The sequence below is a fragment of the Ruegeria sp. J8 genome (genome assembly GCF_056531925.1).
The window spans coordinates 299755-314688 of the sequence record NZ_JBQFMR010000006.1; the positions used below are offsets into that span (position 1 = coordinate 299755).

Here is a 14934-nt window from a genome sequence, read left to right on the forward strand (position 1 = left end):
TCGCATCGGATTACTCCCACAAATCGGTCGACAGGTATTTCAACCCGCTGTCACACATCACAATCGCAACGCAGCCGCCCTTTTCCGGGCCGCGCAGCAGTTCGATCGCTCCGGCAAGGTTCGCGCCCGCCGAGTAGCCCGCGAATATGCCTTCGGTCCGGGCCAGCAACCGCGCCCCATCCCGCGCCGCGTCGCCTGACACGGACAGATGCCCGGCCAATGAGATGCCGTTCAGGTGAACCAGATCATCCATTGCGTATCCGCCGCCTTGGATTGGGTGATCGGGGTTGGTGATGGCTTCGCCAGCGATGGCCTGCGCGCCTTCGGGTTCCACGGCGTAGCAGCGCACGCTATGCGGTGCGAGAAAAGCCGCGGCCCCGGCCAGAGTACCGCCAGAGCCCGCAAAATCGCAAAAGGCCGTGACGGTGCCGCCGGATTGCTCCCAGATTTCGGGTCCAGTGCCGGTTGCGTGGGATTTGGGATTGCCGGAATGGCCGAATTGATCGGCCCGGAAGGCGTTACGCTCGGCCGTGATGCGTTGCGCGGCCTCGTCCACCAGCGCCAAATCCGCGCCCGATACCTCGCCGGTTTTGCTGCCCTCGGCTTGCGGCACGATCACAACTTCTGCCCCAAGGGCGCGCATCATCCGCGCCCGCTCGACCGAGTTTCCGGCGCTCATCACCGCGACAAAAGGATGCCCCAGAATTCCGCAGACAATCGCCAGCCCGGTGCCCATATTGCCCGAGGTCAGCTCGACCACCGTCTGCCCCGGTGACAGGGTGCCATCCGTGCGGGCCAGTTCGACGATCGACCTTGCGGCGCGATCCTTTTTCGAGAACCCCGGCAACAGGTAATCCAGCTTGGCCAGAATGCGGCCCTCCAGACCTAGGTGCTGACAGACGCGCGACAGGTCAACAAGCGGTGTATTTCCAATCGCGTCGATGACAGAGGGCAGGATCACGAAATCACTCCTAGTTCTTTGCCGACCTTGCCAAACGCGGCCAAGGCGCGGTCCAACTCTTCGCGGGTCAGCGCCGCGTTCATTTGTGTTCTGATCCGCGCCTGTCCGCGCGGGACGACCGGGAAGAAAAAGCCCGAGACATATACGCCCTCGTCAAACAGCCTGTTGGCCATGTCCTGCGCCAGCGTCGCCTCGCCCAGCATCACCGGGATGATCGGGTGTTCGCCGGGCAGCAGGTCAAAGCCCAGTTTTTCCAGACCTTCCCGCCAGTATTTGGCGTTGCCGAACAGTTGGGCGCGCAGCATGTCGCCTTGTTCGACCAGACGGATCGCTTCAAGCCCGGCGGCGACGATCGAAGGCGGCAGCGAGTTCGAGAACAGATAGGGCCGCGCCCGCTGCCGCAGCAGGTCGATCACTGGCTGCGGCCCGGCGATATAGCCGCCGATTGCCCCCCCAAGTGCCTTGCCCAAAGTTCCCGTCAGGATGTCCACATCGACGCCGAAATGATCCGGCGTGCCGGCACCGTTCGGCCCCATGAAGCCGGTGGCGTGGCAGTCATCGACCATGACGATTGCGTCATACATATCGGCCAGTTCACGGATTTTTGGCAAGTTGGCCAGATAGCCATCCATGGAAAACACGCCGTCGGTGGCGATCATGATATGCCGCGCCCCATCCGCGCGCGCCTGTTTCAGCCACGCCTCCAGATCGTTCATATCGTTGTTCATGTAGCGATAGCGCTTGGCCTTGCACAGCCGTACCCCGTCGATGATCGAAGCGTGGTTCAGACTATCCGAGATGATGGCGTCCTCAGGACCCAGTAGCGGCTCGAACAGCCCGCCATTCGCATCGAAACAAGCTGCAAACAAGATCGCATCATCCTTGTTCAGGAACTGCGCCAGCTTCTGTTCCAGCTCGCGGTGGATGTCTTGTGTACCGCAGATGAACCGGACCGAGGCCATGCCGAACCCTTTGGGGCCCATCGCACCAACGGCGGCGTCGATCAACGCAGGGTGATCGGCAAGACCCAGATAGTTATTGGCGCACAAGTTTATGACCTGTTTGTCGCCCACCGTAATCTCACCGCCCTGAGGCGAGGTGATCATGCGTTCGCGTTTATACAAACCCTCGGATTCGATCTGCGAAAGCGTGTCCGTGATGTGTGATAGGAATGCATTTGCCATCTGGGCCTCCATAGCTCCCCGGTGTCTAGCATAGCGGATATATTTCCGAAATAGAAGAATTGCAGTATTACGGAAAATTTTCTTACATTACGGATTAAGGGAAACTTTAAGTGATAACTTTTTGCTGAACTCAATGTGATCCACTTTTCTCCACGCCGCGTATTCTTTTGCATATCAACTGGGAGGGAAACGATATGATTAAGATTTCAACAGCCGCGGCGCTGGCTCTGATGTTTGGTGCAACAGCGGCTTTCGCGGGGCCTGGCAAAGGCAATACCGGTGGTGGTAACAGTGGGCTTGCTCAGTCCATGGCCGGGGCTGTTTCAGGTGGCGCGGCCACGCTCGGTCGGGACTTTGGAAGCAAAGGCAAAGGCACTGCTTCGGCGGTGAGCGGCGGCGGAAATGGAGGCTGGGGCAATATTGGAAGCAGCCTCAGCAGCATTACCGGTACAGACGGCCAGGTGTCCAACCGTGGAGGAACCCGCGGCGCAAACGACCTACCCGACGAGTAATAATTTATCAATCCGGACTGGCCGCCTGTTCAGGCGGCCGGTCGATCCTATAGACCAGTTTTCACAATTAGAAAAACGCGTGCCGGTCCATTATGTGCAATGATCGAGTGCGCAACATCCGCTGCATACCGCCCTGTGTCGCCTTGATGCAGAACCTCAGTTGCGGTGCCTGATTCAATCTCGACCGATCCCATCAAAACAGTCAAATGTTCACGAGAGCCTTTTGCATGCGGTTGGCTGATCAGTTTTCCGTCCGGCTCGAACCAGATATCGTACACTTCGTGCCCACCGGCATCTTCTGGCGGGGAGAGGATGCCGATCCGACAGCCATACCCCATATTGTCGATACTGGGCACATCCGACTGTTTCAGTACTTCAATTGTGTCGCCCTGAACCTCTTCATCCAAAAGCCCGGCAAAGTCTACATTCAGCGCACGTGTCAGGTTCCACAATGTCGCAATGGTGGGGCTGCTTTCCCCGCGTTCGATCTGGCTGACCATGGAGCGGGACACGCCACTGAGGTTGGCGACGGCCTCAAGCGACAGGCCTTTGGCGCGGCGCGCTTCTTTCAGGCGGGCAGGCAGGCGTGTCAGGATATCGTCTGTGGTTTCCGTCATTACGGAAACTCATGCGCCTTTGGAGGAGCGATGTCAATTCTGCTTGTGACGGTACGTCGTATAGGACAGCTACGCTGCAGGACGTAATAGTGCCGCCAGACCCAAGAGGAGATGAGATATGAAAGACATCGTTATTCTGGATGGTGCCCGCACCGCGGTTGGTACGTTTGGCGGGGCACTGGCCTCGACCGCGCCTATTGATCTGGCGACCGTTGTGACTGAGGCCGCGATGGAGAAGTCGGGCGTCGAAGGTGGTCAGGTCGGCAATGTTGTGTTCGGCCATGTGATCAACACAGAACCCCGTGATATGTATCTGTCTCGGGCCGCTGCCAAACAGGCGGGAATTCCGGTCGAAACGCCTGCGATGAACGTGAACCGACTATGCGGTTCGGGTGCGCAGGCGATTGTGTCGGCAGTGCAGTCGCTGATGTTGGGTGATGCAGATTTTGCTGTGGCCGGTGGTGCCGAAAGCATGTCGCGCAGCCCCTATATCCTACAGCAGGCGCGCTGGGGTGCAAAAATGGGCGATATCAAGTCGCTGGACATGATGCTGGGTGCGCTGAATTGTCCGTTTGGCACTGGTCATATGGGTGTCACGGCTGAGAACGTCGCGGATGAGCACCAGGTCACGCGCGAGCAGATGGATGAGTTCGCCTTGACCAGCCAGACCCGTGCTGCTGCGGCGATTGAGGCTGGGTACTTCCAGAGCCAGATCACGCCGGTTCAGGTCAAAGTCAAGCGCGACATGGTCGATTTCGTGGTCGACGAGCATCCCAAGACGACCTCAATCGAGGCGCTGGCAGGTCTGCGCCCGGCGTTCAAGAAGGATGGTCGGGTGACGGCGGGCAATGCGTCGGGCATCAACGACGGTGCGGCGGCGATGGTTCTGGCCACGGCTGATGCGGCTGAAAAGGCGGGTCTGAAGCCCAAGGCGCGTATTCTAGGCTATGGCCACGCCGGTGTGCGCCCTGAGGTGATGGGTATTGGTCCGGTGCCTGCGGTACAGAACCTGTTGGCCCGAACGGGTCTGTCGATCGAAGATTTCGATGTGATCGAAAGCAACGAAGCCTTCGCCTCGCAGGCGCTGGCGGTGAACAAGGAACTGGGTCTGGACGCGACCAAGGTGAACCCGAACGGCGGCGCGATTGCGCTGGGCCACCCGGTGGGAGCAACCGGGGCGATCATCACGTTGAAAGCGCTGTATGAGTTGGAACGGATTGGCGGGTCCAAAGGTCTGGTAACCATGTGTATTGGCGGCGGTCAGGGTATCGCCATTGCCTTCGAACTGCTCTGATCTGAGACCGTGTCGGGGGGCTCTGTCTGCCCCCCTTCGCGCCTTTGGGCGCGAATCCCCCCGAGGATATTTTCAGCCAGATGAAGGGCGGATCGGTTTTAGCTGAGCGCTGAAAGGATCAGCACGATGGCTGCGCCTGCGGCGGCTCCGATCGTTGCAGGAAGCGCCGCGGACCAGAAGCGAGCAGACTTGGGGTCGTCTTTTTGGGTTTGGGCGATTAGCGCGTTTTCGACCAGCGCAGGCAAACGAGGGCCGAAACGGGCAAGGACCAGTGCAGTTTTGCTGAAATCGCGCAGGGCGGCACGGGGGCCGATGGATTTCTTGATGTAGTCCTCGACCACGGGGCGGGCGACTTCCCAGATGTTGACCTGCGGGTCGAGCGAACGGGCCACGCCTTCGACGACGACCATTGTACGTTGCAGCAGGATAAGTTCGGTGCGGGTTTCCATGCCGAAGCGTTCGGTGACTTCGAACAGGTAATTCAGCAGGCGGCCCATCGAGATATGGGTGGCGTCCATGCCGAAGATGGGCTCTCCGACTGCGCGCAGGGAGCGGGCGAATTCGTCGACATCTTGATTGGCGGGGACATAGCCCGCTTCGAAATGCACCTCGGCAACCCGTTTGTAGTCGCGGCGAATAAAGCCAAAGAGGATTTCCGCGTAAACCCGGCGGGTATATTCGTCGATATGCCCCATGATGCCGTAGTCATAGGCGATGATATCGCCATTGGCCGCGACCTTGAGGTTGCCTTGATGCATGTCGGCATGGAAATAGCCGTCACGAAGCGCGTGCAACAGGAAAAGCCGCAGGACGCGTTCGCCCAGATCGCGACGGTTATGATTGGCGGCGTCCAAGGCGTCATTGTCGCCCAACGGGATACCGTCCGCCCAGCTAAGGGTCATGACCCTGCGGGCAGAGAGCGACCAAACCACCGGAGGCAGCCAGAACCCGGAATCATCTTTGGTGTTGGCCGCGTATTCCGAGGCTGCGGCGCTTTCCAGACGCAGGTCCAGTTCGCCCCGCACGACACCGTCGAAATGTTCGATCACCTCCATCGGGCGCAAGCGGCGTGCACCGGGGGCGAACAGCTGCACGATGCGGGCGGCGAAATAGAAGGCGTCCACATCCTTGCGGAAGGCGCGTTCGATGCCGGGGCGCAGGACTTTGACGGCGACATTCTCACCGTTACTAGTTAGCTTGGCCTTGTGAACCTGCGCGATGGAAGCCGCGGCGATGGGTTCGCTGAATTCCGAAAACACCTCATCCACGGGTTGGCCCAGTTCTTTGGCGACTTCGGCCATAGCTTCATCGCGGGAAAATGGGGGCAGTTTGTCTTGCAGCACGCGCAATTGGGCGGCCAGTTCATTGCCAACCACGTCGGGGCGGGTTGAAAGCACTTGACCGAATTTGATATAAGCCGGACCCAGCGCCGTCAGGGCGCGGGTGGCGGGGGGCATGTCGGGATCGCCCTTGTAGCCCAGCCATTGGAACGGCTTGCCCAGAGCGTGGGCCACAAAGCGCAGCGCAGGCGGAGCCTCGAACGCGTCCAGCACCACGCTCATGGCGCCCGTGCGCTCCAGCGTGGCGCCTGTGCGGATCAGGCGGATGATGTTGTGAGGGCCGCGCATTTAGATCTTCCAACCGGAATGCAGCGCGGCGATACCCATGCTGAGATTGCGGTATTTGGCGTTTTCGAACCCGGCCGCGCGGACCATGCCCAGAAACGTTTCCTGATCGGGGAATTTGCGGATCGATTCGACCAGATATTGATAGCTGTCGTAGTCATTGGCGATCAGCTTGCCCATGCGCGGGATGACGTTGAAGCTGTAGAGGTCATAGAGCTTTTGCAGCCCGTCATTCGGCAACTGGCTGAACTCCAGTACCATCAGGCGGCCGCCGGGTTTCAGCACACGGTAGGCTTCGTTCAGCGCCTCTTGCGGGCGGGTCACGTTTCTGATGCCGAAGGAAATCGTGTAGACGTCGAAGGTGTTGTCCTCGAAGGGCATGGACATGGCGTCGCCCACCACCCAGTTCAGGCTGTCGGCCATCTGATCTGCTTCGGCGCGTTGGCGGCCTTCGACCAGCATCGGCTCGGTCAGGTCCAGAACGGTGGCGTGGCCGTGCCCCGCGCGCTTGAGGAAACGAAAGGAAATGTCTCCGGTACCGCCCGCGACATCCAGAAGGCGCTGACCGGGGCGCGGAGCCAGCCAGTCCATCATCGCGTCTTTCCAGACCCGATGGATCCCCATCGACATGACATCGTTCATCACGTCATATTTCGAGGCAACCGAGTTGAACACGCCTTGCACACGCCCGGCCTTTTCAGCCTCGCGTACGGTTTCGAACCCGAAATGAGTGGTCTTGTCGCTGTTGTCGGACATAAGCCTTGCCGTTCGTCGAATTTCGCCTCTGTTATAGGGCCATAAGAGGCGGGCACAATGCGGCCCTTTGGAATAGGAGCCATCTAATGCCCGAATTGCCCGAGGTCGAGACAGTAAGACGCGGTTTGACCCCGGCGATGGAGGGGGTGGTGATCGAACGCGCCGATGTGAACCGTCCCGATCTGCGCTGGCCCTTTCCCGACCGTATGGCCGAGCGGCTGACGGGGCAGCGGATAGATCGGTTGCGGCGGCGGTCAAAATACATTCTGGCCGATCTTTCCAGCGGCGAGACCTTGCTGATTCATCTGGGCATGTCGGGGCGGATGACGGTCTCGGGCGATCCGTTGGGTCAGTTCGTGCGTGATCATCCTGCGGCGCAAAAACATGACCATGTGGTCTTTCACATGGCTAATGGTGCGCGCGTCACCTTTAACGACCCGCGCCGGTTCGGGGCGATGGACCTGTTGCCCACCGCGAATGCCGAGGCGCATAAGCTGCTCTCGGTTCTGGGGCCGGAACCCTTGGGCAATGACTTTCACGAGCAGCACCTGATTGATGCATTCATGGGCAAGAACACCCCTGTCAAATCCGCACTGCTGGATCAGGGAATCGTTGCCGGATTAGGGAATATCTATGTCTGCGAGGCGCTTTATCGCGGCAGAGTGTCGCCACGTCGCAAAGCTAGGAAAATTTCGACGCCGCGTGTTGCAGCACTGGTCCCGATTATCCGGCAGGTCCTGCAAGATGCCATTCAGGCTGGCGGGTCGTCCCTGCGTGATTTCCGCCAAGCCGATGGAGAACTTGGATATTTTCAGCACAGCTTTGATGTCTACGGGCGCGAAGGCGAACCCTGCCGCACCGAAGGCTGCGGCGCGCCGATCAAGAGAATCACCCAGTCCGGTCGCTCATCCTTCTATTGCGCGCAATGCCAAAGATAACTTGATCCAGCTTTTGCGCGTGATAATGAATCGTATCTGAACGGAACAACCGGAAGCTTACACCTCATGGCTTTTGAGACGATCATCGTCGAAATCGAAGACCACGTCGCTCTTATCAAGCTGGACAGACCCGATGCCCTGAACGCGCTGAATTCGCAGCTTATCGGCGAATTGTGCGCGGCATTGGAAGATGCCGATAGCAATGACAAGGTGCGCTGCATCGTCATCACCGGCTCGGACAAGGCATTTGCTGCAGGCGCGGACATCAAGGAAATGTCCACGATGAGCTTTGTCGACGTCTACACTACGAATCTGTTTGCGGATCTGAACGACCGCATGACGGCCATCCGCAAGCCGATCATTGCAGCCGTGGCAGGCTATGCGTTGGGCGGTGGGTGTGAACTGGCGATGCTATGCGATTTCATCATCGCCGCGGACAGCGCCAAGTTCGGCCAGCCCGAGATCAATCTGGGCGTGATCGCAGGTTTGGGCGGCAGCCAGCGACTGACCCGCTTCGTGGGCAAGTCCAAGTCGATGGACATGAACCTGACCGGTAGGTTCATGGACGCGGACGAGGCAGAACGAGCCGGTCTTGTCAGCCGCGTGGTGCCGGCCAAGAAACTTCTAGAAGAGGCGATGGCCGCCGCACAGAAGATCGCAGAGAAATCTCAGCTGAGTGCAATGGCCGCGAAAGAGGCGGTCAACCGCAGCTACGAACTGACGCTGAGCGAGGGGATGCTGTTCGAACGCCGCGTCTTCCATTCGATGTTTGCGACTGAAGATCAAAAAGAGGGCATGGCTGCGTTTCTTGAAAAACGCGCCGCGCAATTCCGCGACAAGTAAGCGGGCGGCATATCGGATCAGGCGGGCAGGGCCCGCCTTTTTTTCATGTCTGATATGCGGCTACAAGAATCTGCTTGGCAAACCCCGGCAGTTTGGATAGTAAGCGCCGCTATACATGCGCGTGCGGCCCGCTTGGCCCGACTCACACTCGTGATTTCTGATCCGGTGCGGATAATTCCGTGGCGCGCAACCCTAGATAACCGTACCGAACAAAGGTCAGAGACACATGGCTAACTCGCCCCAGGCAAAGAAACGCGCACGTCAGAACGAAAAGCGTTTTGCAATCAACAAAGCACGCCGTTCGCGCATCCGCACTTACCTGCGCAAAGTCGAAGAAGCGATCGCTTCCGGAGACAAGGACGCAGCAACTGCTGCCCTGCGCGCAGCACAACCCGAACTGATGCGCGGCGTCACCAAAGGCGTTTTCCACAAAAACACCGCATCGCGTAAAATGTCGCGGCTGTCGGCCCGCGTCAAAGCGCTGGGCTGAGTCGCACAGTGACCGCTGGTGACCTTAGGTCACGTAAGCAAGACTGATCTATTTAAAGGGCGTCGCGCAGTGCGGCGCCCTTTCTGCTGTTGCCAGAATACCGCGTCCTCACGAAACCGAGAGATTCTTTCGCCCCCAGACCCGAGTCAATATCAGAGTTTCGTTGCCCCGAGCGTCACCCTCTTGCTACCACTGTTTTAGCGATTCACTCGCTTGGGGGGACAGGCTGTTTCACCGACCGGACTGACGGGCATCAGGATGGTCAGGGAACAATTGTCGGCAACCGGTTGCACCGGATTGCCGGTCTGCTGTGGGACTTGGCGCACCAAGAACCTAGGCCCTGTCGAAAATTGAGATTGCGAGCCACGACCCGGTTTTCGGGGCGATCCGGTTATGGAACGTCTGCGAAATTGGTCTGTGCAGGCTTTCTGGGACGAAGGCGCCGAACTTTGCGGGTTCGGCGGGTGGGTATCCTTTTGCGAGTGAGCGTCAGAACCGGGCAACCGGACACATTAATAAGGCCGACAGGCCAATAAAGAATGGGATGCGTGAGGCGCTGAATGACACAAGAGAAATGGGGACTACTGCAAAACAATTTGCTCAAGGCAATCGGCAAGAACAATTACACGACCTGGATTGAACCTCTGCAATTCCAAGAAGTTCAGGATGGCGTTGCGGTGTTCTCGGTGCCGACGAACTTTATGGGCAATTACGTCAGCCAGAATTTTGCCGACCTGATTCTGTATGAGATGAATACATCCGGGGAATCCGTTCAGCGTCTGGCCTTTCGGGTCGCGGCCAACTCGCCTGCGCGCCCTTCGGTCGAAGCTACACCTGCGGTCGAAGTCCCGCAGGATGAGCCTCTGTCGCAGCAGGCCGCCGTTGGAAATGAGGCGCTTGAGTCCCTGCAAGCTGCTCCGCTGGATACCCGTTTTACCTTTGATACGTTTGTTGTCGGCAAACCCAACGAATTGGCCCATGCCGCCGCGCGCCGCGTGTCCGAAGGCGGTCCGGTGACCTTCAACCCGCTGGTTCTGTATGGTGGTGTTGGTCTGGGTAAAACCCACCTGATGCACGCCATTGCGTGGGAGTTGAAGACCAAGCGCCCTGATCTGAACGTGCTGTACCTGTCAGCAGAACAGTTCATGTATCGTTTCGTTCAGGCCCTGCGCGAACGCCGGATGATGGATTTCAAACACCTGTTCCGCTCGGTCGACGTGCTGATGGTTGATGACGTGCAGTTCATCGCAGGCAAGGATTCCACGCAGGAAGAGTTCTTTCACACCTTCAACGCGCTGGTGGATCAGAACAAACAGATCATCATCTCGGCCGACCGTGCGCCGGGTGAGATCAAGGATCTGGAAGACCGTGTCAAATCGCGCCTGCAATGTGGTCTGGTTGTGGATCTGCATCCAACTGACTATGAGCTGCGTCTGGGCATTTTGCAGAACAAGGTACAGCACTACAGCGCCACCTATCCCGACCTGCAGATCGCTGATGGCGTGCTGGAATTTCTGGCCCACCGCATCTCGACCAATGTGCGGGTGCTGGAAGGTGCGCTGACCCGTCTGTTTGCTTTTGCCTCGCTGGTAGGTCGCGAGATCGATATGGAACTGACGCAGGATTGTCTGGCTGACGTGCTGCGTGCCTCAGAGCGCAAGATCACCGTCGAGGAGATTCAGCGCAAAGTGTCCGAATACTACAACATCCGTCTGTCGGATATCATCGGCCCCAAGCGCTTGCGGTCTTATGCTCGCCCGCGTCAGGTGGCGATGTACCTGTGCAAGCAGTTGACCAGCCGCTCGCTGCCCGAGATCGGGCGTCGGTTTGGCGGGCGCGACCACACCACCGTTATGCATGGTGTGAAGCGCATCGAAGAGCTGAAGACCACCGACGGTCAAATCGCCGAAGACGTGGAAATGCTGCGCCGCGCTCTGGAGGCGTAGGACGTATCTTCAGAAAACAGGAAAACGCCCCGGAGCCTCACATCCGGGGCGTTTTCTTGTGCGATAAACTCCACGGTTGATTGGGAACTGTGCCCAAGCGGCCACGTGGCCCTTGACCCTTTGGGCAATCCGACTCAGAAATCCATAAAAAATCCTTGTGCCTCAGGGTGGAACCGCTAACGTGCCAGTCCCGCCCCTATCGGCACGCAAGTCAGAGGAATTGAGGGTATGAAGATCAGCATCGAACGCGGCACCCTTCTCAAGGCCGTTTCGCAGGCCCAATCCGTTGTGGAGCGTCGCAACACCATTCCGATACTGGCCAATGTGCTGATCGAGGCCGAAGGTGATCAGGCCATGTTCCGCGCCACCGATCTGGATATCGAGGTGGTCGACAAGGCCCCTGCGCAGGTAGAACGCGCGGGCGCGACCACAGTGGCCGCCACCACCTTGCATGAAATTGTGCGGAAACTGCCCGATGGCGCGCTGGTTACGCTGACAGCTGACAGCGCCGCAGGGCGTCTGACGGTCGAGGCGGGGCGGTCGAATTTCTCGCTGGCGACCCTGCCGAAAGAGGATTTTCCGGTGATGGCGTCCTCGGAATATCAATCGAACTTTACAGCCTCGGCGGCGCTGCTGCGGCGGCTGTTCGACAAGTCGAAATTTGCAATCTCGACGGAAGAGACGCGCTATTATCTGAACGGCGTCTATATGCATGTGGCCGATGGGTCAGATGGCGGCAAGGTGCTGCGCTGTGTGGCCACCGATGGGCATCGTCTGGCGCGCATCGACGCGGACTTGCCTGATGGGGCGGCAGACATGCCCGGCGTGATCGTACCGCGTAAAACCGTAGGTGAGCTGCGGAAGCTGCTGGACGATGACGAGATGGACATCGCTGTCTCGGTCAGCGAGACGAAAGTGCGTTTTGCTACTCCCGATATCACGCTGACTTCCAAGGTGATCGACGGCACCTTCCCAGACTACACTCGTGTTATTCCGCAAGGCAACACGCGCCAGTTGGAAGTGGATGCCGCCGAGTTCGCTCAGGCTGTGGACCGGGTGGCGACTGTTTCGTCCGAACGCTCGCGCGCGGTGAAGTTGCAGTTGGAAGCGGATAAACTGGTTTTGTCGGTCAATGCGCCCGATAGCGGTGCGGCTGAGGAAGAACTGGCCGTGGCATATGGCGATGAGCGGCTGGAGATCGGGTTCAACGCGAAATACCTGCTAGAGATTGCGTCTCAGGTGGATCGTGAAAATGCAGTGTTCCTGTTCAATTCGGCCGGTGATCCAACCTTGATGCGCGAAGGTAATGACCAAAGCGCGGTTTATGTTGTCATGCCGATGCGCGTCTGATCGCGCTGGCGCGCGATGCCTCCGGCGGAGGTATTTTTGAACAGAAGAAGGGAGGGGTCATGGGATTGGCCCTGACCGAGCTTACGGTCTCGCATTTTAGGTCTCATAAGCTGGCGCGTTTGTCTCTGGATGGGCGGCCGGTGGCGATCCATGGGCCGAACGGGGCCGGTAAGACCAATATTCTGGAAGCGGTGTCGTTGTTTTCGCCCGGTCGCGGCATGCGGAGGGCGAGTGCCGCTGAGATGACGCGACGACCCGAAGCGCTGGGGTGGAAGCTGTCAGGCCTGCTGAACGCACAGGGGCAAGGCTATGAGATCGAGACATGGTCCGAAGGGGGCGCTGCGCGGCAGGTTCGGATTGATGACAAGGCGGCCAGTCAGATTGATCTGGGCAAGCTGGCGCGCGTGGTCTGGCTAATCCCGTCGATGGATCGGCTGTGGATCGAAGGGGCCGAGGGGCGGCGACGGTTTCTGGATCGTATTGCGCTGAGTTTTGATCCCGCCCATGCCGAGGCTTCACTGACCTATGAAAAGGCAATGCGCGAACGCAACCGCCTGCTGAAAGAGCAGGTGCGAGATGCCCATTGGTATGCCGCGTTAGAAGGGCAGATGGCCGAGACCGGGCACCGCATCCACGCGGCGCGTCTGGCGGCCTTGGATCACTTGCGCGCGGCGCAGGAGCAGGCCGAAACCGCGTTTCCGTCCGCTGATCTGGAGCTGGTTCAGTCCGAAGGCGCGATGCCGGACACAGTCGAGGACCTGCGCGAGGCGCTGAATGAAAGCCGGTTTCGCGATCTAGCGGCGGGGCGGACCTTGGTGGGGCCGCATCGATCGGACCTGTACGGTGTGTTCGCGGCCAAGGGCGTTCCGGCCAAGGATTGCTCGACCGGAGAGCAAAAGGCCCTGCTGGTCTCGCTGATCCTGTCGAATGCGCGGGCGCTGGCGGGGATGGTGGGTGCACCGCCGATTGTGCTGCTGGATGAGGTGGCCGCCCATCTGGATGCCGGACGGCGGGCCGCGCTCTATGACGAGATTTGCGCCTTGGGCGCGCAGGCCTGGATGACGGGCACCGGGCCTGAGCTGTTTGTGGAATTGGGCGACCGGGCCCAGACGCTGGTTGTGACCGAAAGCGACGGGGCCTCGGTTGTCGCTTAGGCAGGTTCGCTGACCTTGCGTTCCCACAGGAAGCCGCGCATCACCTGATCGACCGGGGTTTGCGCCATGTGATTCATGTAGTTCGACATGGTTTTCTGAGCCAGACCCAGCACCACGTCCAGCACCGCGCGGTGCGAGTAACCTGCGTCAAAGAAGGCTTGCAGCTGTTCCTCGCTCGGGTTGCCGCGGCTTTGCATCACTTGCAGGGTGAAGGTGCGCAGTGCCTCAAGCTTGGCGGACGGCAGCGGGGTTTCGTTGCGCAGCGCCTCGGTGATTTCGTCCGAGACCTTCATCATCTTGGCGATGCCGGTATGGGCGGGCACGCAGTAGTGGCATTCGTTTTCCACGTTGATGGTCTGCCATACGACGGTTTTCTCGTCATTGTCGAAATCGGTTTGCAGAAACAGGTGGTGCAGCATCTGGTAAGCTTCGAGGTGCTGGGGGCTTTCGGCCATCACCTTGTGCAGGCCGGGCAGGCGCCCAAATGCGGCCTGCGACTTTTCCAGCAGCGGTTTGGACCCTTCGGGCGCTGTTTCGAGGTCATGAGAGGGGAAGTTTGCCATGTCAAAGCTCCTGTTTCTGGCGAAGTGAATCACATTTAGGCTTTCTTGAGTGATCACTCAAGTATATATTTGAGCAAACGTTCAAGAATTGGTGACGGCGATGCCAAGAAAACCCTCATACGACCGGGATGCGCTGATTGCGCAGGCGCGGGATATATTCTGGCGACAGGGGTGGGCCGGCACGTCGCTGAAAGATCTAGAACGCGCGCTGAACCTGAAACCCGGCAGTTTTTATGCCGCATTCGGGTCGAAGGATGCGCTTTACGCACTGACGTTAGAGCGATACGCGCAGGACGGCGTAGCGCGTCTGATGGCAATGGCCGATGAGATGGGTCCGTTGCGGGCACTAAAAGCGCAACCGCATGTGGTGATCGACGCGGGTGCTGTGCCGACGCATGCCTGTATGCTGGCCAAGACCTATGCGGAATTGCAGGCCAAAGGTCATGAGTTGGCGGACAAGGCGAGTGGCCACATGGTCGAGATGAAAGAGTGTTTCGCCACGCTCTTCCGTCGTGCCCAGCAAGCCGGAGAGATCGGGCCGGATCACGACCCGGATCGGCTGGCTGCACGGTATCAGTCGGACATTCTGGGCCTGCGATTGTCCGCCGAACGCAACGATGTGAATGCCGCAGAAATCGCCGCAGATATCGCGGCGGATTTGGACCGGCTTTGATCGGCCGAAAACGGCGGAGAAAACCACA

Annotated in this window: 15 protein-coding genes; 9 read left to right on the forward strand and 6 right to left on the reverse strand. The window is 59.1% G+C overall.

The features are described 5' to 3' along the window. Window positions 1–10: 10 nt before the first annotated feature. Window positions 11–961 carry a PLP-dependent cysteine synthase family protein gene (locus ACR0L1_RS14820; protein WP_480859600.1) on the reverse strand — a complete coding sequence of 317 codons (951 nt, stop codon included), beginning with the start codon at window positions 959–961 and terminating at the stop codon, window positions 11–13. Further along, window positions 958–2145, reverse strand: a complete 1188-nt coding sequence (locus ACR0L1_RS14825) for a glycine C-acetyltransferase (RefSeq protein WP_480859601.1) — start codon at window positions 2143–2145, stop codon at window positions 958–960. The genes ACR0L1_RS14820 and ACR0L1_RS14825 overlap by 4 nt, the downstream gene beginning before the upstream one ends. Before the next feature lie 194 nt (window positions 2146–2339). On the opposite strand from ACR0L1_RS14825, the gene ACR0L1_RS14830 reads away from it, so the two are divergent. Continuing rightward, window positions 2340–2657, forward strand: a complete 318-nt coding sequence (locus tag ACR0L1_RS14830; RefSeq protein WP_480504149.1) for a hypothetical protein — start codon at window positions 2340–2342, stop codon at window positions 2655–2657. A 47-nt stretch (window positions 2658–2704) separates the two neighbouring features. On the opposite strand, the gene ACR0L1_RS14835 is transcribed toward ACR0L1_RS14830, so the two are convergent. Then, the gene (locus ACR0L1_RS14835) at window positions 2705–3274 is read right to left on the reverse strand and encodes an XRE family transcriptional regulator (RefSeq protein ID WP_170770923.1); all 570 of its coding nucleotides are present in this window, start codon (window positions 3272–3274) and stop codon (window positions 2705–2707) included. Window positions 3275–3392: 118 nt separating this feature from the next. Here ACR0L1_RS14835 and ACR0L1_RS14840 point away from each other — a divergent pair, with 118 nt between their 5' ends. Beyond that, entirely contained in the window at window positions 3393–4568 is a 1176-nt protein-coding gene (locus ACR0L1_RS14840; protein ID WP_480859604.1) for an acetyl-CoA C-acyltransferase family protein, read from the forward strand. 98 nt (window positions 4569–4666) lie between these two features. Here ACR0L1_RS14840 and ubiB read toward each other — a convergent pair whose 3' ends face one another. Together ubiB and ubiE are read right to left on the reverse strand one after the other, a co-directional pair. Further along, window positions 4667–6196 (reverse strand): 2-polyprenylphenol 6-hydroxylase, encoded by a 1530-nt coding sequence (gene ubiB / locus ACR0L1_RS14845; protein WP_480504144.1) that lies wholly within the window; start codon window positions 6194–6196, stop codon window positions 4667–4669. Continuing rightward, the gene (ubiE, locus tag ACR0L1_RS14850; RefSeq protein ID WP_480859605.1) at window positions 6197–6949 is read right to left on the reverse strand and encodes a bifunctional demethylmenaquinone methyltransferase/2-methoxy-6-polyprenyl-1,4-benzoquinol methylase UbiE; all 753 of its coding nucleotides are present in this window, start codon (window positions 6947–6949) and stop codon (window positions 6197–6199) included. Between the two features lie 86 nt (window positions 6950–7035). On the opposite strand from ubiE, the gene mutM reads away from it, so the two are divergent. The 6 genes from mutM (at window position 7036) to recF (ending at window position 13670) form a co-directional block, all read left to right on the forward strand. Next, a complete protein-coding gene (gene mutM, locus ACR0L1_RS14855) occupies window positions 7036–7887 on the forward strand; it encodes a bifunctional DNA-formamidopyrimidine glycosylase/DNA-(apurinic or apyrimidinic site) lyase (RefSeq protein ID WP_480859606.1) in 852 nt (283 codons plus the stop codon). Window positions 7888–7953: 66 nt separating this feature from the next. Then, on the forward strand, window positions 7954–8730 hold the full coding sequence (locus tag ACR0L1_RS14860; protein ID WP_170790064.1) for an enoyl-CoA hydratase: 777 nt from the start codon (window positions 7954–7956) through the stop codon (window positions 8728–8730). Between the two features lie 226 nt (window positions 8731–8956). Then, the gene (rpsT, locus tag ACR0L1_RS14865; protein ID WP_170351928.1) at window positions 8957–9220 is read left to right on the forward strand and encodes a 30S ribosomal protein S20; all 264 of its coding nucleotides are present in this window, start codon (window positions 8957–8959) and stop codon (window positions 9218–9220) included. 560 nt (window positions 9221–9780) lie between these two features. Continuing rightward, entirely contained in the window at window positions 9781–11166 is a 1386-nt protein-coding gene (dnaA, locus tag ACR0L1_RS14870) for a chromosomal replication initiator protein DnaA (protein WP_480504139.1), read from the forward strand. A 228-nt stretch (window positions 11167–11394) separates the two neighbouring features. Beyond that, complete coding sequence (dnaN, locus tag ACR0L1_RS14875) at window positions 11395–12516, forward strand: DNA polymerase III subunit beta (RefSeq protein WP_480859608.1); 1122 nt, start codon at window positions 11395–11397, stop codon at window positions 12514–12516. A 59-nt stretch (window positions 12517–12575) separates the two neighbouring features. After that, complete coding sequence (recF, locus tag ACR0L1_RS14880) at window positions 12576–13670, forward strand: DNA replication/repair protein RecF (protein ID WP_480859610.1); 1095 nt, start codon at window positions 12576–12578, stop codon at window positions 13668–13670. Here recF and ACR0L1_RS14885 read toward each other — a convergent pair. Beyond that, window positions 13667–14233: a carboxymuconolactone decarboxylase family protein gene (locus ACR0L1_RS14885; RefSeq protein WP_170786474.1), complete on the reverse strand. Its 567-nt coding sequence runs from the start codon at window positions 14231–14233 to the stop codon at window positions 13667–13669. The two genes, recF and ACR0L1_RS14885, sit on opposite strands and share 4 nt — an antisense overlap. Window positions 14234–14333: 100 nt before the next feature. Here ACR0L1_RS14885 and ACR0L1_RS14890 point away from each other — a divergent pair, with 100 nt between their 5' ends. Further along, the gene (locus ACR0L1_RS14890) at window positions 14334–14906 is read left to right on the forward strand and encodes a TetR/AcrR family transcriptional regulator (protein ID WP_480859611.1); all 573 of its coding nucleotides are present in this window, start codon (window positions 14334–14336) and stop codon (window positions 14904–14906) included. The last annotated feature ends 28 nt before the right edge of the window (window positions 14907–14934 follow it).